We start from the raw sequence: 20,032 nt of genomic DNA, 5'->3' as shown, positions 1-20,032 counted from the left end.
CACTTTTCACGCGGCAGATAATTCGGCTAAAGCTGTGAGCAATCGAACAAGCGACAAGATCATTCGGGTGGAACCATGCTCAAGACGATTGCCGGATTTGACCGTATCGGTGAAGAAAACGCCTTTGCGGTGCTGGCCCGCGCCACGCAACTCGCCTCTGAAGGCCGGGACATCATAAACCTCGGCATTGGCCAGCCGGACTTTCAGACGCCAGGACACATCGTCGAAGCCGCGGTCAAGGCGCTGCGCGACGGGCACCATGGCTATACACCTGCCACAGGCATACTGCCTTTACGCGAAGCCGTGTCGGCGGATCTGCACAAGCGTATCGGCGTGGAAACCAACCCGGACAACATCTTGATCGTACCGGGTGGCAAGGTCACGATGTTCATGGCGATCCTGATGTTTGGCGAGCCCGGCGTAGAGATCCTGTATCCCGATCCCGGCTTTCCGATCTATCGCTCGATGATCGAATTTACCGGTGCAACGCCGATTCCGGTGCCGATCCGTGAAGAAAATGACTTTGCGTTTTCGGCAGAAGAAACCCTCTCGCTTCTCACCGACAAGACGCGGCTCCTTATCCTGAATTCGCCCGCGAACCCAACTGGCGGCGTGACTCCACGCGCCGAGATCGAAAAGCTGGTCAAGGGACTGGAAGCGTTTCCCGACCTCGCCATCATGTCCGACGAAATCTACGCCCAGATGACATATGACGGCATCGAGCACGTGTCTCTGCTTAGCTTCGAAGAGATTCGCGATCGCCTGATACTGCTCGACGGCTGGTCGAAAACATACGCCATGACAGGTTGGCGGATGGGCTACTCTCTTTGGCCGGACCAGCTCATCGACAAGGCCCGCAAGCTTGCGGTCAACGCCTGGTCCTGCGTCAATGCACCCGCACAATTTGCTGGCTTGGCGGCCTTGACCGGGCCACAGGATGACGTGCGTTCCATGGTCGCCGAATTCGACAACCGCAGAAAGGTCGTCGTTGATGGCCTGAACGCTCTGCCGAACATCAGCTGCCGAACGCCTCTGGGCGCATTCTATGCCTTCCCGAACATCAAGGCGACAGGCTGGAAAGCCAAGAAGCTTGCATCTGCCCTGCTCGAAGAGGCAGGCGTTGCCATCATCGGTGGTCCGGACTTCGGAATTCTGGGCGAAGGTTACATCCGCCTCAGCTATGCGAATTCGACCGAGAACATTCAGCGCGCCCTAAAGCGTATGGAAGACTTTCTGACACAGAACAGAAAAGCCTGAACCGCAGCGAAAAAAGCACTGCCGATCGTCAAGACAGTGACGGCAAGTCGTGGACATGCGCATCGGCGGCGCCATTTTCCTTGAAGATCGCAACGGCTCGCTCTTCATGCGCGGCATCTCGCGCCCGCACCCAGAGCAACAAACCACCATCGCTGATGTGCTCTTCGATCTGGAGGGCATAGGTCTCGCCAATGACCAAGGCTGCGATGGCGCCGAGGCTCGCGCCAACACCGCCAGCGATTGCGGCCGCCGCGATCGCTGCGGCAAGTGCGCCGCCCGATGCGACAACCATCGCCGCTCCAGCGAGTGCTGGAACATAGATGAAAGCACCAAGCACCGCCCCCTCGGCATCGCCGATCGTTTCTTTCGGCACATAGGACATCGTCGGAACGTCCGGGCGGTCTTCCAGGTCGCGCACCGGAATGTGCGAATCCCCGAATGCCTTGCCAATAGCATCCTCGCTGGCGAGAACGCTGAGATCCGCACGATCAAAACCGTGGGTCAGCAAGGCGTCCACTGCCGCCTGCAGTTCTTCGGCGCTATGAAAGAGACCAACAGCTTCGCGTGCTGACTGATAGGCAGAGCTTTTTGCCATAACCATTTCCTCGGGTGTTTCTGAGTTTGGATTGAGCGCAGATTTGGCTGCTATTTCTTTTCGGTCGCTTCACGCCGCAAGCCATGATGCTTGCCGGATGCCACCATTTCGACATCAAGGCCGCCCGTCAGCCGGTCAAGGACGGTGAGGACGCGATGCTGTAAATCGCTGTTGCCATCAGGCATACCTTCCTCGAGCGCGACCGCATCTTCCGCCGCATCGTAGGACCATCGCCGCAAGATTTCGATCCTTTGCTCAACGCTCAAATCGTTTCGCTCGGCGACTTCTTCCGGAGATGCGAAAACAGACGATGGATCAAGCAATGCCTTTTCCATGTCGATTGCCTTGCCAGTACCGCTCATCGTTTTGGCTCCCTGATCTTTCCATCACGCTAGCCTTGAACAGCGCCGCCAACGTTGATCCGAATCAACCAGGATCAAAAAGAAAAGCCGGCCATATGGTCGGCTCCCTCGTCAAAGACGCTCCCACACAATTCAAGTGGACTGAGGCGTCTCCGCAACCGGCGTGAGGACCTTGCCGGAGCTGAACCAGCTGCTCATATTATCGACGACCAGTTGGCCCATGGCGTCGCGCGTATGCACCGAGGCCGACGCCACATGCGGCAACAGGACAGTATTTTCCATTTCGATCAGTGCCTGGGGCACGCTTGGTTCATCTTCGAACACATCGAGACCTGCCGAGAGGATCGTACCCGAGCGCAGTGCATGAATGAGGGCTGCTTCATCAACAACAGTTCCGCGACCGACATTAATCAGGATACCAGTCGGTCCCAAGGCCTCCAAAATCTCGCCATTGACCATATGCCGCGTTGAGGCACCACCAGGTGCAACGACCATCAACGTGTCACATGCTTCCGCAAGCCCCTTCAGCGTCGCATGATAGGGATAGGAGACATCTTCCTGCTTGGTCCGGCCATGATAGTGAACCGTCATCCCGAAAGCCTCGGCTCTGGTAGCAATCGCCTTTCCGATCCGCCCAAGCCCGAACACCCCGAGAGTTCGGCCCTGCAAGGTTGCCTTGGTGAGCGGATAGTTTTGTCCCGGCTTCCAATTCCCCGCGCGCAACCAGCGTTCAGCCGCGGACAGCTCACGCACTGTCATGATCATGAGGCCCAGGGCCGTATCGGCAACTTCATCACTCAGAACGTCAGGTGTATTGGTCACCATGATGCCCCGTTGGCCGCACAACACCGCATCAATGCTGTCGTAGCCGACTCCGAAGTTCGAAATGACTTCCAGATTGGGGAACCGGTCGAGCAGCGCCCGGTCGACCTTGAAGCCGCCAACCGCAAGCCCCCTGATCTTGTCGGCAACTGCGTCGATAGCAGCCTCGGGATCAGCTGCTTCAAAAGTCTTGTGCAGCGTCGAGATTTTCTCGAGCCCCTCAGGAACGATTGCGCGCAAGGGGGCTGGCATCAGGATGTCTGGTCTCTGCATTCGCTTTCCCAATCGTATGTATCGAGGTTGATTTCGGGTGATGATCGCGCCCTTCAGGAGACGCCCTTGGGCACCGGAGGATGACGGAGATCGTCTCCGGATCAACATGTTTGCTTCTATAAAATTCGGAAAAACACCTTCAACCACAAGGGCGCCTTGTCGAAAAAAGCAAACATCTGCGGCCAAAACAGTAAATTCTAGAACGTGTTGACCGGCCCCTCACCATAGGTCAATCTGACACGCATAAAAACTGGGAGGAATAATCATGATTTCATTTAACTGGGCCTCAGGCGCAGCCCTTGCTGCTGGACTCATGGCCGGAATTGCGTCCACCTCCGCTCTTGCGGCGGACACGACTTTGCGCATTTCGTTGCAGCTGCCGCTCACCAGCCACCTTGGCCAAAACCTCAGCTTGTTCAAGGAAGAAGTCGAAGCAACTTCCAACGGCGAGATCAAAGTCGAGATCTATGACAGCGCCCAGCTTTACAAGGACAAGGAAGTTCCCGCAGCTGTTGGCTCCGGCGCGATCGAGATGGGCGTAGCATCGCTCACGCGCTATGTCGGCGACATCCCCGCTGTCGACATTTTCTACCAGCCCTTCCTCTTTGATACCGAAGAGAAGGTTCGGGCCGCGGTTGCCAAGGGCTCTCCGGTACGAGGTCCACTGGATGACGCCATAAAAGACACAGGTTCGACTGTGCTCTGGTGGCAAGCCTATGGCGGTGCCATCATGCTTTCGAATGGCGGTCCGGTCAAAACGCCTGAAGACATGAAGGGTAAAAAGGCACGCGTATTCGGCAAAACACTCGGCGACTTCGTAACCGCTTCCGGTGGTGCGCCGACCCTGATTTCGGGCTCTGAGCAGTACCTGGCCTACCAGCGCGGCACGGTGGACATCGGAATGACAGGTGTATCCGGCGTCAAATCGCGCAAGCTTTGGGAGGTCATGGATACAATCACGGTCACCAATCATGCCGACATCGAGTTCATCGTCGTTGTAAACACCGACTTCTGGAACGGACTTTCGGACGACCACAAGGCGTTGATCGAGGCAGCAGCTCTCAAGGCGGAGGCGAATGTTCGTGACAACATGTCCCAAATCGAAGCCAGCGCATATGAGGCGGCGAAAGAAAACGGCATGACGATCTACAAGCCCACCGCGGATGAAATCGCCGCCTGGAAGGCCGTCTCTGAATCAGTCTACGAAAACTATCGTGAGAAGGCTGGCGAGCTCGGCGGCAAGGTTCTTGAAGCCGCCCAAGGTCTTTGACCTTCTACTGAATGACCACCGCGGGCAATGCACTTGCCCGCGGTCTGACCTCCAGCGATCGTTGTTTCATGACACTTTTCCAACACCTTACAAAAGCGCTCGCGTGGGCAGCCTCTGGCTTGTTCGTGGCCGCAGGGCTCATGCTGACCTTTGAGGTTGTCGCGCGCCATTTCTTTACAGCTCCGACCATTTGGGCGGCCGAGCTTTCTCAACTCTGTCTCATTTGGGGTTCGCTGCTCGGCATGACCTGGCTTCTGGGCGCCCGGCGACACATTGCGGTCGATGCACTTGTAGAGCTTCTTTCCGTAAAACAACGACGCTTCACCGAGGCCTTTGCCATGCTGGCAGTGGCGATTTTTGCAGCAACCGTTTCCTGGAAGGGATGGGGAATTTTTCTCGATTCCTTCGAACGCGGTCGAACCACCGGTTCGATGCTCGACTTGCCAACCTGGGTGTCCGAGCTCGCCGTCCCTGTCGGCTTTGCACTTCTGTTCATTCAGGGCGTGATTGAAGCCTATTTGGCAATAACCGGCAAGCGCGACGCCAGCGCGTCTCATGGAGCCTATGAATGAGCACCCTGATGATCCTTGTGGCGCTTTTTGCGTTGCTGCTCCTTCGGGTGCCGGTGGCCTTTGCACTTGGCGGCCTCGGCCTGGCACTGCTGGTATCAGGAGGCTTCTCGCCTCTAATGGCACCACAGGCCGTGCTCTCGACGCTTGACGGATTTATTCTGCTTGCTGTTCCTCTCTTCCTGCTGATGTCGAACATCCTTTTGAAGGGCGGTGTCGGCAAGGATCTCTTTGCCGCTGTTCATGCATGGGTTGGACATTGGCCCGGCGGGTTGGCCGTCGCGACCATTCTGTCATGCGCGATTTTCGCAGCCATCTCCGGCTCTTCGGTGGCAACCGCAGCAACGATTGGCACCGTCGCAATTCCGGAAATGATTCAGCGCGGATACGAACGCAAATTCGTCTATGGCCTCCTGGCTGCAGGAGGCACACTCGGGATCCTCATCCCGCCATCGATCCCCATGATCGTCTATGGCTTCGTCACCGAACAATCGGTAATCGCTCTTTTCCTGGCAGGTGTCGGACCGGGCATTTTGCTCGTCATCTTCTTCATCTTGTTTGCCATGGTTTACGCACGTTGGTTTGGCGGATACACGCCCGAACCCGCAACCGGCTGGGCAGAACGCAAGGCCTCTACACTCCGCGCGGCACCGTCCATGCTCCTGGCAGCCATTGTGATCGGAGCAATCTACACAGGCGCAGCCACGCCGACAGAAGCGGCAGCTATTGGTTTTGCGGCGGCTCTCGTGATCACGACGCTCATTCTGCGCACGCTGACCTGGCAGGGTTTTCGTGACGCAGCCTTCGAGGCCATGGCAACCACAGTCGCGATCCTGCTGATCATCGCCGGGGCAAAGGTTTTCGGAAAAGCGATCACGCTTTACCGTATACCCCAGGACATTTCGATGTTTATCGGACAGACGATCGACAGCCCCTTTGCCTTTGTGATTGTCGTTTCGATTGTGCTCCTGTTCATGGGGCTTGTCTTCGAGGCCTTGTCCATGGTCCTGATCATGACGCCCGTGCTTCTGCCTGCCGCGCTTGCGATGGGCTTCGACCCGATCTGGTTCGGCGTCTACATGGTCATCCTAGTCGAGTGTGCGCTGATAACACCGCCTGTTGGCCTGAACCTTTACGTCATCCAATCCGTCTCACGCGCAAGTCTCGGCGATGTCTCTCGGGGCGTCCTGCCATTCCTGGTCATCATGTTGATCAGTGTGTTGCTGCTCTATCTCTTGCCTGACATCGCGCTCTACATACCGTTCAAACTCTAGGAATTCGCCATGTCTCCCGCCGACCAGCTCCGTGCACTGCTTGCCCAAGACAAGTTGCACGTGATGCCTTGCTGTTTTGACGCGCTCTCCGCAAAGCTTATTGACCAAGCCGGTTTTGGCCTGACATTCATGTCCGGTTTCGCGACATCTGCATCTCGGATCGGGGAACCCGACCTTGGCCTGATGTCCTATGGTGAAGTGTTGGATCAGGCACGGAACATCACCGACGCCATTTCAATTCCGCTGATTGCCGATGGGGACACCGGTTATGGCAACGCCATGAACGTCCGTCGGACAATATCCGGCTTTGCCAAGGCCGGTGCCGCAGCCGTGATGATTGAGGACCAGCTTGCGCCCAAGCGATGCGGCCACACGCCTGGTAAAGCCGTCGTCTCAAGGGAAGAAGCTTTCGATCGCATTCGGGCAGCTCGGGACGCACGCGACGAAGGTGCCGACATCTTGATCCTGGCAAGGACCGATGCGCGACACGATCATGGCCTGAATGAAGCGATAGACCGCGCACAAAAGTTCAAGGAACTGGGAGCCGACATCCTGTTTGTCGAGGCGCCCAGGACCGTAGAGGAAATGCAGCTTCTGTGTCGTGAGCTGCCAGGTCCGAAGATGGCCAATATAGTTGAAGGCGGCGAAACTCCGGATCTGCCACACGATGAATTACGTGATATCGGCTTTTCCATCGCAGCCTATCCACTCACTCTCATGGCAGCCGCAATGAAGGCCATGAATGAAGTTCTTCATTGCTTGTCCACCGATGCCGACAGAACGCCCCAGCTCATGGACTTCAAAACGCTGCGGCAGAAAATCGGCTTCGAACACTATTATGAGATGTCCGGTCGGTACGAAACTTCAGACAGATAGTAGAGACGAGGGCAATGGACGAAACAACCGTTGCACCTGGCAGAGCGACGTGATCAGGCAATCGGAAGCCAATATAAAGTTCTTCAGCAGCGATTGAATTCGGCAAACGCCAGCATCATTCGACCAGCCGCGGCCCGAGCCTGATGCCCTTGGGCGGCGAACTTTCACGGATGCGCAGGTCGGGCTCAATCAGGATCGGTTTGTTGGGCACCCGCTCACCGGCAACCTGGCGCAGGAGTGTCAAGGCAGCAAGCCGTCCGATCTTGTCCGCATGATTACAGACCGTGGTCAAAGCCGGTGTGCGGCTCGCGGCACCGTCAATGTCATCGTAGCCTGTGATCGCCATGTCCGGACCAGGCTCCACATCCATGCGCCGGAAAACAGGCATCATTCCAAGCGCAACAAGGTCGTTGAAGCACATCAAGGCAGACGGCCGGTCTGCCGATGACACGATCTGAGGTGCAACGCGCCGCCCATCCGCCTGCGTCATCAGTTCAGGTACATCGACCTGCTTTTCAGGGTCGAGGTCCGATTCCTCCAATGCCTTGAGCCACCCGGCATGCCGGTCGCGGCCGGTGGAGCTTTCTCTTCGTCCACCGATCATCCCGATCTTCTTGTGGCCCTGGTTGATGAGATGTTTGGTGACCGCATAGGCACCAGCCACATCATCGCCGTGGACACAGGGCGCCCAAACGCCGGGCACCTCACGGCACATCAAGGTCACGGGAACCCCTTGGCCGACAAGCCGATTGATTTCTTCGGCGGTCGTACCGACCGAAGGACACAAGATCAATCCGTCGGCACGGTGCTGTAGCAGCGTATTGATGAAGGCGCGTTGGCGCTTCACATCATCCCGGTGGTTACAGATAAAAATCATCTGCCCCTGCTCTTCCAGCACGTCCTCAAGGGCCGTGAAAACCTCGGCAAAATAGGGATTGAGGATGTCGTGTACTGCCACACCGACAATCTGACTGCGCGCTGTACGCAGCGAAGCAGCCGAGCGGTTGTAGATGTAGCCGATCTCTTCTGCGGTCTTTTTGACTTTCGCGCGCGTGTCTTCAGCAACGAGCGGACTGTCGCGCAACGCGAGAGACACCGTGGCAGTCGAGATGCCAAGCTGATCGGCGATATGTCCGAGCGTCAGTCTCTTGCCGGGCTTGTGGAAATCAGAGGGGGATGTATCCGGCCCATCCGCATCGCGGCCCACCTCTGCAGCTTCCTCGTCGGAGGGCGATTTGTCAGAACCGGTGTCGTCCGTCATGCAATTCGTCTCAAGCCTGCGCTTCGCGCCAAAATGGTTGGATCGGTCACGCCTTCAGCGACCTGCCGACCCTCACAACTCGCTTAGCGCCCAGGTGCAGAATCGTCAAACTCTTCACGCAGGTTCACGACCACGCGCCGGTTCTGCGACTTGCAGGTTATATCATCACAATCGGTTACGGGGCGCTCAATACCATAGCCTTTCGTCCAAAGCCGATTTCGGTCGACACCCCGGGCGACGAGAGCACTCAGGACAGCATCGGCACGCTGGGTCGAAAGCGTCTTGTTCGCCGCTTCACTACCCGGATCGTCCGCATGACCTTGAATTTTGACAAGCCACTTTTTATTGGCCTTGAGCCAGTCCGCCTGACGCACAATCGTCATCTGGGCTTCATCGGACACCGTTGACGACCCCTGGTCGAAGTAAATCCTCCGACCAACGTTCAGCATGAATTCCTCTTCCGAACCAGGTTTCATGTCGACAAAACCGGCGGCGGTCGCGTTCGTGACATCTGGAGTGGCAAGATTGCTCGCGCTGTTACATGCGGAAAGCAGTCCCCCTGCGATCAGCACCACGAAAAGCCCGCTCCACCGAAAAATTCCAAAGCCCGTCAAATTAGCCCCCTTGAAAAAAGGCAGGCGGCTCAAAACGGCCGCCTGCCAGATAGTCTTGTTATGAATTCTGATCAGCCCGCATTCGCGCCCAGATGCTCCAGAACAAGCACCTTTGTTCCTTTCGGGCATCGTTGATAAAGATCGATGACGTCTTCCGGGAACATGCGGACGCAGCCACTTGAAACATCTCGCCCAATGCTCCAGGGCTCTAGAGTTCCATGCAGTCGATACCCAAGATCGCCACCGTCTCGGTAGAGGTACAGCGCCCGTGGGCCAAGTGGGTTGTTGGCGGCCCCACCTTCCACACGGCGCGGAAGGTCAGGTTGCCGTTGAAGCATTTCGGGCGGCGGAACCCATCTGGGCCACAATGCCTTTCGATCGATCCTCGCTCGTCCGAACCACTGAAAGCCTTCGCGACCAACACCAACGCCGTAACGCAATGCCGTGTTGTTCTCCCAAACTACGTAGAGAAAATGATTGCGCGTATCGACAACGACCGTGCCCGGAGCTTCGGGACTGAAGTATTTGACCATCTGGCGGTGCCAAACAGGGTCGATCTTGTTGAAATTGGTCGAGCGATACCGAAACCCGTTGTCGTCACGATAGCCGTCAAAATATGCATTCGCCGCAGCGCTCGAAAAAGCTGGACTGCTTACCAGCGCGGACGCGCCCATCGCTGCACTGCCAGCAAGAAAACCCCGTCGCGTCAAGGACATTGCTGCCTCCCGCATTGCAAGTCAAAGATCTAGACTTTCGGAAATCTACGCCCCTCAAGTCAGGATGCATTAAGCCTGAATTACAGGGCGAGCGTCAACTGCTGTGCGAGCACTCATTACATCAGGACGCCTTTAATTGTTCTCGGTAGAGAATATAGAGGCCAGACGCAACGACGATAGAGGCACCGACAATCGTGCTGATCGTAGGAACGTCACTGAAGACGAGATACCCGAGGGTCACCATCCATACGATCTGAACATAGATAAACGGTGCAAGAACGGGAGCCGGCGCAAGCCGATGTGCCTGAATGAAGATCAAGTGCCCAACACAACCATAGACGCCCGTGGACAGAAGCAAGCCCCAATCGAACCAATTGGATGGCGTAACCCAGACTGAAAGGCCGGCCGGCGTCATCGCCGCCGCGGCGACAGCCGCGGAAATCAGCAACATGCTGGCAGACGAATCCGTTGCCGCCAGTTTTCGGGTCAAGAGCGCGTAGAGCGCATAGAAGAAAAGAGCTGCGACCGCATAGATGGCGGCCCAGTGCATTTCCCCGCTGCCTGGCTGCGTCACGATAAGGACACCGATAAAGCCGACAAGAATGGCCGCCCAGCGCCTTATGCCGGCCCATTCACCCAGCATCGGCCCCGCGAGCGCGGTGACCACAAAGGGTGCCGCGAACATGATCGACATTGTTTCGGCCAGCTGAAGGTGCTGAACCGCCAAAAAATTCCCTGTGGTTGTCGCAAGCAGGCAAAAGGCGCGAACAATCTGCAGAAAGGGGCGCCTTGTCTTGAAACGGCTTGGCGCCTTCCAGACCTGAAATATGATGAGCGCCAGAACAACATGCACGACAAATCGCATCCACACGATCTGAAGCGGTGGAAGAGACTGGCTGAGATATTTCGCCGTCGCATCAAGCCCGGAAAAACACAGGCATGCCAACAGGATCAGGCCTATTGCGGCAAGAGACGCCTGAGCGACCGGCGAAGCGGCTGTCTCCACCGGTCCGGTAGCGGAGCCGCCGGGAACTTTGATCTTTTTCTTGCCGGACATGTAAGGATGACTTCCACGATCGGTGTGGCGAAAAAAAGCCACACAACTTGCAAATGTTACCGTGAGATTTTCTTCGTTAAAAGGCCGCATCAACCTCGAACGGTACGGTTCTCCGTTCGAAGTGCCACCTGCCCGCAAACACGCATTGGACCCGACGATGCCAACCGCCTCTATACCAACACCAGTCGGTTGGATCCGTGTGACCGAGCAGGACGGGCATCTCACAAGGCTCGACTGGGGCCAGGGGCAGGATGAAACAACGCCCCTTCTGGAAGAAACCAGGGAACAGCTTCTGGCCTACTTTGACCGCGCGCTTGACCGCTTCGACCTTCCGCTCAATCCAAAGGGAGGAGAGCTTCATCAGGCGGTCTTTCAGGCAATGCTCGACATTCCCTTTGGCCAAACTCGCACCTACGGCGAGATCGCCAAGGAGCTCGACACATACGGCCAGCCAGTAGGCCAAGCCTGCGGCGCAAACCCGATACCGCTGATCATACCCTGCCATCGCGTGCTGTCAGCCACAGGGTTGGGCGGGTACTCAGGCTCTGGCGGGCTGGATACGAAAATCGCGCTTTTGAAGCACGAAGGCGGATACCCATTCCTTCTCTGAAGCAGGCTCCGCCACGCGCTCCGGCATATGCTCAGCGCGAATGCGGCAAAGAAGGATTGCTTCCTCTCTTCCGCGACCTCAGACCGTAGCCAGCTTTGGCTTGGTTCCCGGCTCGTTGTCTGTGTCGGTTTCCGTCTCACTTTCGTGCTCTGGGTCGTTGTCGAGGGATAGGGAGAGGTTTTTCTCGATCTGCCGTAGCAGCTTCCTCAGCTTCTTGCGGTCCTTGTCATCGAGGCCGGACATTGCCTCACGTTCAAGACGCTTCCAGGCTCTGTCAACATTATCGACGAGCCCCCTGCCCTCATCTGTGAGGTAAACACGCGCGAGCCGACCGTCAGTGTCGGAAACCTGTCGGCGAACATAACCCTGTGCGGACAGACGAGTGACCATCTTCGTAACCGTCGGAGGCTGGACGCCAAGAGCCAAGGCGAGCTGGCTCATGGTCCGGCCATCGCTGTCTGCGAGAACCTTTAACACCAGCTCCTGGCCTGGATGCAATCCAATGCGCATCAAGTGGCTGCCAGATCTTGCCCGCTGAGCCTTTGCAGCTTGAACCAAGCGAAACGTAACGCTCTTCTTGTAGTTAAATGCCATCGTCAGGTTTCCGTTTGTCTTTCGAATGACAATCGGCGGCCAACGCCCCCGGATTTAAACGGAGCCTACCCTCGATATTTAACCGTCAAATGACACTGGGCACAGGAGCACAAAAAATCAAAATTTTGCCAAGCGTTGACGAATTTTAGCCAGGTAATTGGATCGTGTCTGCTCGGTCGATGAATCCATCTTGTAGTGCGCAAGATAAAGCGTCTTGCAACGCGGAGCACAGAGGGCGCGCATACCGCGCAGGATCGTCTTGCGCCCCGGCTCACCAATCAGCTTGGAGATCCACCAGGTCGCACCGCAAGTGGTCACGATCGCGATACGCCCAATGTGTTGCATCTTCGGTTTCATGCCCTGGTCCGCCGTCGGCATTTCGAAGGTTACATGTGGCACCCAAACCCGGTCAAACCACCCCTTCAGCATCGCGGGCAGGCCAAACCACCAGGTCGGGTAGACAAACACAATCATTTCGCACCAGCGAATGTCATCGACGTGTTTTGCCACCGGCGTCACGTTGGTCTCTGGAGTGTGATAACCGCGTCGTTCATCCGCGCTCATCACCGGATCAAACCCATCGGCATAAAGGTCGCTAATCCTTATCTCATGTCCCGCTAACTTCAGCGTTTCGACTGTTGTTGCAAGCACCGAGCCGTTGAAGCTCTCCGGGCAAGGGTGGCAATAGACGACGAGCGTGCGCATTAAAATGCCTCCATTTTGTCTGCCACCTGAGCCAAGAACGCTTCGCGCTGAGCCTGCGTCCGTCGGTTCATGTCATAAAGGGCATGATAGGAAATCGGTGCTGCCGGCTTGATGGTTGCACGAAGAACCCGCGTCGCAATCTTGCGCGGCGGGTCGCCAACCAGAAAAGCCCTCAACCTCGAGCCACCATAGGTGGTGACCACCGCCAGCTTCTTGATGTTGCGCAAACACGGCGCAACCTTGCCGTCTTTCATCTCAAACGACACGCCAGGCAGGAACACCCGGTCAAAAAATCCTTTGAGGATTGCCGGGTAACCAAAGTTCCAAACCGGTGTCACGATCACCAGCGCGTCGGCCTTCTGCAATCGCTCGACATAGTCTGCAACCGAACTCGTGTTGGTCTCCAGCTCATGATAGCCAAGCCGTTCATCACGCGTCAGACGCGGATCAAAATCATCTCCGTAGAGATCGAGATCATCCACGTCATGCCCCGCTTCATGAAGCGAACTGAGCACTTGTTGGTGGAGAGCTGCGCCAAAGCTCGTTTCGACCGGATGTGCGAATAACACCAGAACCCGCATGAAAAACCTCAAACCCTCGTATCAAAATCTGGACATGACAAAGGGACGGCCCGCTCGGAAGCAGGGCGGCCAAACCTCATCGAAAAAGAAAACGCTCCGTTAGCCGGTCTGCAATCCGGGAAAAAGAAAGAGCTTTTCAGACGAATAGTCATAGGAGGGGTCCTCCCACGCAATCATCTTGCCCGGATTGAGCAGGCCTTTTGGATCAGCTTCTTTCTTGAAGGCAAGCTGGACAGCATCGGTCTGCTTCATCCCGCCCTCTTCGAGGGTGTATCGGTGCGGGTTAAAGACCGGGCACCCATTGTCTTCATGAAGCTTGATGATCTCGTTCAGCCGCTCTTCACTGCTGTAACGGACGATCGGCAAGCCGAAGCAGGTCACTTTGCCATCGAACCGCACATATTCGAGATGGGCCGGCACCTCATCACCAAGCAGCTCGACCATCGTCCGGACTTTTTCCACCTGGTTCGGATAGGGATAAAGAACCTGAAGATAGGTCACATTCGGGTCGACGCGCAGACCACGCAAGGTGGTGTGGTTCCAGGCCAATTCATAGGCGGGCGGCAACCCCTTCTTGGTGCCTTCGTCGGCTGTATCCGAGCGGTAAAGAATAGAAGCCTCACCATTGCGAGCAACAAAGGCCGCAAAGGCGTCCATCGCGAACGGTGCGACCATACAGACAACGACCGATTGATCTTTGCGGATGAACTTTTGATGCCGCAAGAAGTAGTCATGCGGAACAGGAGCTGCTATCGGCGCAATCTCTTTCAGCAGCAGACCGTCCTGGTTTCCAAGTGCATCTGCGAAATGGACACTGTCCATAAACACATCGAAACCAACCAGCACGTCCACCCAGTCACAAGACGCCGTCAATGGCATCTCGACCTCCGTGATCACGCCATTCGTGCCATACGCGTGCATGACCTTCTGCAGATCTTCGCCCGTCATCTCAAGGACCCGGGGTTCTGCTTCCATGGTCAGGACACGGAGCCTGATGACGTTGCCTGCATCGCGCAAGCCACCCCAGTTGATCGACCCGACACCGCCGGATCCGCCGGCAATAAATCCACCGATGGTCGCAGTTCGGTAAGTCGACGGATGCAGGCGGAGTTCCTGACCCGAATGAACCCGGCATTCATCATCGATTTTGGAAATGATCGCTCCAGCCTCGGCAACGACGACACCAGGCCGAATGTCCTTGACCTTGTTCATCTCGGCGAGATTGAGAATGACACCGCCCGCCAGGGGCATTGCCTGACCATAGTTTCCCGTACCAGCGCCGCGCGTTGTGACGGCGACGTCGTGAGCATAACACGCCTTCAGGACCCGAACGATCTCGTCCTCGGTTTTCGGCGTGACCACCAGCTCGGCAGAGACGTTTTCAAGCTGATGCTTTAGCACCGGCGAATACCAGAAAAAGTCTCGACTTTTCTGTTTCACGATCTGTGGGTTATCTTCAATCTGCAAGCCGTCAAGCTCGGCTTTGAGCGTCTCAAGAGTACTCATCATGCGGCTCCGCTCTTCGTCATCAAATGGTCCAGTTCCCGATAATCTGGCAGGGCATCAACAACCGTCCGCCCCCCGCGCAGCACTTCGCGTGCGCCAGTCGGGCGTGATAGCAACTCGCTCCAATCACGTGCCCTGAAAAGGATCAGGTCCGCGACTGCGCCAACTGTCAGGCTCCCTGCATCCACGTTCAGCATCTCTGCAGCGCCGTAGGACACCGTTGAAACCCAGTCAGCGATCGGATGATCAAGTTGCAGGATTCGGGTCGCTTGCGCATAGACCTCGATCAAATCGAGATCGCCATAGGCATAAAAGGGATCGCGTGTGTTGTCGGAAGCGACAGCCACCGGGATCCCTCTGGCTTTCATCTCATGCAACAAGGTAACGCCGCGCCAGCGGGGTGTTCTGCCTTGCTCGCGATCTTGCAAATACATATTGCACATAGGCAAGGACACGACGCCGATACCAGCCGTGGCGACCAGATCAAGCGTTGCGTCGATTTCATCAGATTCCTGGCGCGCTAGCGAACAACAATGGCCGCACACGATCTTGCCATCGTAGCCCGAGCGGATTGCCGCCTCGGCAATGTGTTTCAAGGTTCGCGAATCGGGATCTTTGGTTTCATCAACATGGAAGTCCAGCGATAACCCTCGATCGATCGCTGCCTTGAAAATTCCATCCAGATGATCATCCAGCCCCGGCACCATGTAGGTAACAGCACCAAGCACACCTTCGGCGGCCAGAACCCTGTCAGCAATACTGTCCAGGTAACCTGGGTGGTCAATCAGACGGTCAACGCCAAAAAGACACGAGCCCTGCAAAAGGATCCGGTCTTTCCATTCATCCCGAAGCTCCACGAATACCGGCCAGGAAATTTCATCCTGCGGCGGGAGACTGTCAATATGTGTCCGAATGACAGAGGTTCCATGGACGTAAGCAGAGCGGAGGCCGAACTCCATACGCGCGCGTACATCCTCTGCTGTCCAGCAAGCGAGGCGGTCCTCACCAACGGCCGTCAAGGCACCGAGAAACGTCCCGTCCGGATTTTGGCGTCGTGGCCAGATATGCCCCTTGTCCAAATGCGTGTGCATATCGACCAGGGTTGGCAGCACCATGCCGCCATCAAGATCAAAACTCCACCCGTCCGTACCATCCAGTTCCCCGGCGGCTGAGATACGAGCAATACGTCCTGCAACAATGCCGATATCCATCGACAACAAGGCGACTTCATCAGTTCCAGCAAGGTCAGCCGGCAACATGCAGGCAGGCACCGTCGCATTGCGCAGAAGAATGTCTTCCTGCGCATCCATTCCCAAAACGGCGCCCATCTCAGTTCTCCCGCTTCAATGCGCTCTCATGCCACTTGTGCAGAAAAACATGCGAGAGGAAATTCATCAGCAAGAAAATCACGATGCCGGTCCCCGAGATGAGGATCAGGGCTGCGAACATGCGCGGAATATTCAAGCGGTAGCTGGACTCGAGGATCTGATTGGCCAGACCTGAGCCGGAGCCCGCAGACCCCGCCACAAACTCGGCGACAATCGCACCGATAAGCGACAGACCACCAGCAATACGCAAGCCTCCCAGGAAATAAGGCATCGCCGCTGGAAGTCGCAGATAGCGAAGAGTTTGCCAGCGTGTCGCACCATACATCTGGAAGAGGTTGCGCAGATTATGATCCGCCGAGTTCAGGCCGAGCGTCGTATTCGACAGCACAGGAAAGAAAGCGACGATCCACGCACAGATCAAAAGGCCAGCTTCGACGGAATCCACGTAGATGAAGATCAACGGTGCGATTGCGATGATTGGCGTCACCTGCAAAATCACAGCAAAGGGGAAGAAGGAGATCTCGATCCACTTGGATTGTGTGAAAAGCACCGCGAGCGCCAGTCCTCCGAAGGTTGCGATGAGCATCGCGCCAAGCGTGATCTTGAGCGTGTTCAAAAGCGCAATCGAAAGGATGGGCCAGTCGGCGATCAACGCCTCATAGACCAATATTGGCCGTGGCAGAATATAGTGCGGTATCTCGTTCCAGACGCAAATCCGGTCCCAAAGAACTATAGAGACCAGTAGAATCAGGACCGGCAGAATCCAGCGGCCCTGGCGTTCGATTTTCGCTGCGCGTGCTTTGGAGACCTCCAACGGGTCGAGCGGCACGGCCTGCCCGGAATTCTCGGGCACAGCGACAGCATGTTCAGTTAGAACAGTCATTGCTTCGATCTTTCCATTCCCACCCGTGGGAACTGATTACAGGTGGTCGTTGGCATCCATCGCGGCATGGAGCGCATCGGACACTGTCCGGCAGTAGTCTCCGTATTCCGCAGACGTCCGGAATTCATCACCGCGTGGATAGGGTGCATCCAGTGTCATGTCGTTGACCACACGTCCTGGACGTGCAGCCATGACCACAATCCGGTTGGACAGATACACAGACTCGAACACCGAGTGGGTAACAAAGACCACGGTCCAGCCGAAGGTTTCCCACAGATGCAGGATGTCATTGTTCAGCTTGAATCGAGTGATCTCGTCCAGCGCAGCAAAAGGCTCATCCATCAGGAGGACCTTTGGCTTGGTCACCAGTGCTCGCGCGATCGAGACACGCATTTTCATGCCACCTGAAAGCTCTCGCGGATAGCTTTCCGAGAAACCGGCGAGCCCAACCATTTCAAGCGCTTCCATGACCCGATCATGAGCCTGCTTTTTGGAAATGCCCTTCAACCGGAGCGGAAGCCAGACATTTCCGAACACAGTCGCCCAGGGCATCAAGGTCGGCTCCTGGAAGACAAAGCTCATTTCATGCTCGTCTTGTCCACTCTGCTCCATCGGCCATTCGACGCGCCCGGTTGTCGGGCTGGTCAAACTGGTCAATATCCTGAGCACGGTTGACTTGCCACACCCTGAGGGGCCCAGCAACGTAACGAATTCACCCTGTCGGATATCCAGAGACATTTCCCGCAGCGCAATGGTGCCATTGGAAAACGTCTTGGAGATCTGGTTGAGAGAAACGATGGCAGGAGAGGACGCCCTAGCGCCCTGTCCCGACTCCGATACCGTGGCTGTCATGCGTACGCCTCACAGCCACGGCTCGCGCCTGAAATAATCACTGTCCGGGTTTCCTGCGATCAGTTACCGGTCAGCTTCTTTTTGAGATCGACGCCAACGCCCGCGTTTACAAACTGCAGGGTGTAGGACTTGCTGACATCGACATCAGCGTTCACGACGCCGGATGCAACCATCTTGTCAAAGAAGGACTTGTTGCGCTCGTCGGTCATGGCACCAATGCCCATTGTCAGACTGTCGCCGGAATCGACGATGCCGTATTCCTTCATTTTCTCAATGGAAAACGCGAGCTGCTCATCAGACATGCCAGGATTGTCTTTCTTGATCATCTCAAGAGCTGCAGCATTATCGCCATAAAGGAAATTGACCCAGCCGATCGCGGACCCATCAACAAAGCACTTCACGACTTCCGGCTTATTTTCGATCAGGTCGGTGCGCGTCTCAACGGTCGTACCATAGCTGTCATAGCCATAGTCGGCGATCAGGAAGATGTTCGGCTTGAAGCCACCCTCTTTTTCAATCGCGAAGGGCTCTGACGTAATATAGCCCTGCTGGCCCAGGTCCTTGTCTGCAAGGAAAGGCGCAGAATTATAGGTGTAGGGACGAACCTGGTCTGCTGAGAAACCAAACTCGGAAATCATCCACTGATAGTAAGAGTTAAAACCACCCTTGCCGATGAGCAGGTTGATTTCCTTCAGGCTTTCCCAGGTATCGTGTCCAGCGTCCGGATGCGTCAGAAGAACCTGCGGTTCTTTCTGGAAATGCGCGGCGACCACTGTTGTCGGGATACCCTGCTCTACAGCGGAAAACGCCTGCAGCATGTTGCCGCCCATGAGGAAATCGATCTTTCCAACCGGAAGCAGAATACGATTGTTGGCCTGAGGCCCACCCGGCTTGATCTCGACGTCGAGACCACATGCTTCATAGGTACCATCGGCGACAGCCTGATAGTACCCGCCGTGCTCAGCCTGGGCGACCCAGTTTGTGCCGAAAGAAACCTTCTCGAGCGCAAAGGCGCTGGTGGAAACTGACAGGGCGGCAATTGCCACACCAAAGGACTTGAGAATACGCATGTTGTCTTCCGTCTCCTAATCGCTCTAAGTCGGCACCACGCATCGGGCGCGCCAACGTTGTGCTCTGCCGCTGTGCCTCCTCAGGCCCTGGGAGCGGATCAGGCAATCATGCAGCCCCTGAAAAGCAAAGCCTGTGCCAATCGCCGCACGATAAGCGCCAAAAAGTCGTTCCGTCGCAAGAAACAGCCATGTTCATTTAACATGCCACCTGCCAGCACGCCGCTATCGACATTGCCTTCGGAAAACCCAAAACGCCACTGCACTTTTATTGTGCACATACTGTGCGAAATTGCCACCAGCTTCACCAGACACTGACTTGCTCCCGAATGCAGAGCAAGGCAGTTTTTGATCATAGACACATGACACCAAGGCGACATCAATGCCCCACCCGCTGACACCCGAAACAATACGCCCCCCCTTCGCGCGCTACAGCCACGGCATTGAAGTGCCTGCGGACCATCGCATCGTCTTCGCCTCCGGCCAGCTTGGAATCTCAAGCGACGACAGCATCCCCGGCGATGTCGAAAGCCAGACACGTTTGTGTTTTGAGAACATCTCGGCAATTCTCGCGGAGGCGGATATGGACCTCTCCGATCTTGTCCGCATCAACGCCTATGTCACTGGTCGCGAGCATCTCCCAGGCTACATGAAGACACGAGATGAATTCACTGCGGCCCCGCCGCCAGCATCAACATTGATGATCGTCTCGGGTTTTGCCCGCGAAGAGTTCGTTGTCGAAGTCGAAGTGATCGCGGCAAAACCCTGAAGAAACTCATGCGCCATTCGGTCTGAACGACCGATCTTCCAGGCAGGTGCACTTCTTTTGGTGGCAACTCTTGCGTCTGAGGGCAAACACCTTGAAAAATGCACTCGCCTTTAATGGCTGAAGCAGCGCCTTTGCCGCGCTTGTCTTCGCCGCAACCACTCCTGTGCGGAACTCGGGCAAGCCGGTCGTTT

The 20,032-nt window shown here is 56.3% G+C and carries 22 protein-coding genes; 7 read left to right on the top strand and 15 right to left on the bottom strand.

Annotation, left to right across the window (positions count from 1 at the left end; translation table 11 throughout):
• Window positions 1-75 precede the first annotated feature (75 nt).
• A complete protein-coding gene (locus ABJZ52_RS07570) occupies window positions 76-1,257 on the top strand; it encodes a pyridoxal phosphate-dependent aminotransferase (protein ID WP_348184493.1) in 1,182 nt (393 codons plus the stop codon).
• A 28-nt stretch (window positions 1,258-1,285) separates the two neighbouring features.
• On the opposite strand, the gene ABJZ52_RS07565 is transcribed toward ABJZ52_RS07570, so the two are convergent.
• The 3 genes from ABJZ52_RS07565 to ABJZ52_RS07555 all read right to left on the bottom strand — a co-directional run bounded on the left by ABJZ52_RS07565 (window position 1,286) and on the right by ABJZ52_RS07555 (window position 3,309).
• Complete coding sequence (locus tag ABJZ52_RS07565; RefSeq protein ID WP_348184491.1) at window positions 1,286-1,852, bottom strand: hypothetical protein; 567 nt, start codon at window positions 1,850-1,852, stop codon at window positions 1,286-1,288.
• Between the two features lie 50 nt (window positions 1,853-1,902).
• Entirely contained in the window at window positions 1,903-2,214 is a 312-nt protein-coding gene (locus tag ABJZ52_RS07560; protein WP_348184489.1) for a hypothetical protein, read from the bottom strand.
• A gap of 132 nt (window positions 2,215-2,346) precedes the next feature.
• Window positions 2,347-3,309, bottom strand: coding sequence for a 2-hydroxyacid dehydrogenase (locus ABJZ52_RS07555; RefSeq protein WP_348184487.1), 963 nt, complete (start codon window positions 3,307-3,309; stop codon window positions 2,347-2,349).
• Between the two features lie 265 nt (window positions 3,310-3,574).
• Between ABJZ52_RS07555 and dctP the strand changes: the two genes are divergently transcribed.
• Genes dctP through ABJZ52_RS07535 form a run of 4 tightly spaced genes read left to right on the top strand, consistent with a single transcriptional unit; the run spans window position 3,575 to window position 7,298 of the window.
• Complete coding sequence (gene dctP / locus ABJZ52_RS07550; protein WP_348184485.1) at window positions 3,575-4,579, top strand: TRAP transporter substrate-binding protein DctP; 1,005 nt, start codon at window positions 3,575-3,577, stop codon at window positions 4,577-4,579.
• A gap of 11 nt (window positions 4,580-4,590) precedes the next feature.
• Window positions 4,591-5,151 (top strand): TRAP transporter small permease, encoded by a 561-nt coding sequence (locus ABJZ52_RS07545; protein WP_348184483.1) that lies wholly within the window; start codon window positions 4,591-4,593, stop codon window positions 5,149-5,151.
• A complete protein-coding gene (locus tag ABJZ52_RS07540) occupies window positions 5,148-6,422 on the top strand; it encodes a TRAP transporter large permease (protein ID WP_348184481.1) in 1,275 nt (424 codons plus the stop codon). Before ABJZ52_RS07545 ends, ABJZ52_RS07540 begins: the two co-directional genes overlap by 4 nt.
• A gap of 9 nt (window positions 6,423-6,431) precedes the next feature.
• Window positions 6,432-7,298 (top strand): isocitrate lyase/PEP mutase family protein, encoded by an 867-nt coding sequence (locus ABJZ52_RS07535; RefSeq protein ID WP_348184479.1) that lies wholly within the window; start codon window positions 6,432-6,434, stop codon window positions 7,296-7,298.
• A gap of 115 nt (window positions 7,299-7,413) precedes the next feature.
• Here ABJZ52_RS07535 and ABJZ52_RS07530 read toward each other — a convergent pair whose 3' ends face one another.
• The 4 genes from ABJZ52_RS07530 to ABJZ52_RS07515 form a co-directional block, all read right to left on the bottom strand.
• Window positions 7,414-8,559 carry a LacI family DNA-binding transcriptional regulator gene (locus tag ABJZ52_RS07530; protein WP_348184477.1) on the bottom strand — a complete coding sequence of 382 codons (1,146 nt, stop codon included), beginning with the start codon at window positions 8,557-8,559 and terminating at the stop codon, window positions 7,414-7,416.
• Window positions 8,560-8,642: 83 nt separating this feature from the next.
• On the bottom strand, window positions 8,643-9,302 hold the full coding sequence (locus ABJZ52_RS07525; protein WP_348184475.1) for an OmpA family protein: 660 nt from the start codon (window positions 9,300-9,302) through the stop codon (window positions 8,643-8,645).
• Entirely contained in the window at window positions 9,245-9,889 is a 645-nt protein-coding gene (locus tag ABJZ52_RS07520; protein ID WP_348184473.1) for a L,D-transpeptidase, read from the bottom strand. The genes ABJZ52_RS07525 and ABJZ52_RS07520 overlap by 58 nt, the downstream gene beginning before the upstream one ends.
• Window positions 9,890-10,010: 121 nt before the next feature.
• Window positions 10,011-10,946: a DMT family transporter gene (locus tag ABJZ52_RS07515; RefSeq protein WP_348184471.1), complete on the bottom strand. Its 936-nt coding sequence runs from the start codon at window positions 10,944-10,946 to the stop codon at window positions 10,011-10,013.
• A gap of 157 nt (window positions 10,947-11,103) precedes the next feature.
• Here ABJZ52_RS07515 and ABJZ52_RS07510 point away from each other — a divergent pair, with 157 nt between their 5' ends.
• Window positions 11,104-11,556, top strand: a complete 453-nt coding sequence (locus tag ABJZ52_RS07510) for a methylated-DNA--[protein]-cysteine S-methyltransferase (protein ID WP_348184469.1) — start codon at window positions 11,104-11,106, stop codon at window positions 11,554-11,556.
• A gap of 78 nt (window positions 11,557-11,634) precedes the next feature.
• Here the strand turns inward: ABJZ52_RS07510 and ABJZ52_RS07505 are convergent, their stop codons facing one another.
• The 8 genes from ABJZ52_RS07505 to ABJZ52_RS07470 all read right to left on the bottom strand — a co-directional run bounded on the left by ABJZ52_RS07505 (window position 11,635) and on the right by ABJZ52_RS07470 (window position 19,075).
• Window positions 11,635-12,150, bottom strand: a complete 516-nt coding sequence (locus ABJZ52_RS07505; protein ID WP_348184467.1) for a MarR family transcriptional regulator — start codon at window positions 12,148-12,150, stop codon at window positions 11,635-11,637.
• Between the two features lie 117 nt (window positions 12,151-12,267).
• Entirely contained in the window at window positions 12,268-12,855 is a 588-nt protein-coding gene (locus tag ABJZ52_RS07500; protein WP_348184465.1) for an NAD(P)H-dependent oxidoreductase, read from the bottom strand.
• A complete protein-coding gene (locus ABJZ52_RS07495; RefSeq protein WP_348184463.1) occupies window positions 12,855-13,436 on the bottom strand; it encodes an NAD(P)H-dependent oxidoreductase in 582 nt (193 codons plus the stop codon). The genes ABJZ52_RS07500 and ABJZ52_RS07495 overlap by 1 nt, the downstream gene beginning before the upstream one ends.
• Window positions 13,437-13,535: 99 nt before the next feature.
• Window positions 13,536-14,942, bottom strand: a complete 1,407-nt coding sequence (locus ABJZ52_RS07490; protein WP_348184461.1) for an FAD-binding oxidoreductase — start codon at window positions 14,940-14,942, stop codon at window positions 13,536-13,538.
• Window positions 14,942-16,270, bottom strand: a complete 1,329-nt coding sequence (locus tag ABJZ52_RS07485; protein WP_348184459.1) for a cytosine deaminase — start codon at window positions 16,268-16,270, stop codon at window positions 14,942-14,944. Before ABJZ52_RS07485 ends, ABJZ52_RS07490 begins: the two co-directional genes overlap by 1 nt.
• 1 nt (window position 16,271) lies before the next feature.
• Window positions 16,272-17,153, bottom strand: coding sequence for an ABC transporter permease (locus ABJZ52_RS07480; RefSeq protein WP_348184457.1), 882 nt, complete (start codon window positions 17,151-17,153; stop codon window positions 16,272-16,274).
• Window positions 17,154-17,189: 36 nt separating this feature from the next.
• On the bottom strand, window positions 17,190-18,005 hold the full coding sequence (locus tag ABJZ52_RS07475; protein WP_289036436.1) for an ABC transporter ATP-binding protein: 816 nt from the start codon (window positions 18,003-18,005) through the stop codon (window positions 17,190-17,192).
• 59 nt (window positions 18,006-18,064) lie between these two features.
• A complete protein-coding gene (locus tag ABJZ52_RS07470) occupies window positions 18,065-19,075 on the bottom strand; it encodes an ABC transporter substrate-binding protein (RefSeq protein ID WP_348184455.1) in 1,011 nt (336 codons plus the stop codon).
• A 379-nt stretch (window positions 19,076-19,454) separates the two neighbouring features.
• Between ABJZ52_RS07470 and ABJZ52_RS07465 the strand changes: the two genes are divergently transcribed.
• Entirely contained in the window at window positions 19,455-19,841 is a 387-nt protein-coding gene (locus ABJZ52_RS07465; protein ID WP_348184453.1) for a RidA family protein, read from the top strand.
• Window positions 19,842-20,032 lie beyond the last annotated feature (191 nt).

The organism is Roseibium sp., assembly GCF_039982295.1.
Lineage (GTDB): Bacteria > Pseudomonadota > Alphaproteobacteria > Rhizobiales > Stappiaceae > Roseibium.
Note: the sequence above shows the minus strand (reverse complement) of the source record. Positions and strands in the feature narration are given on the sequence as shown.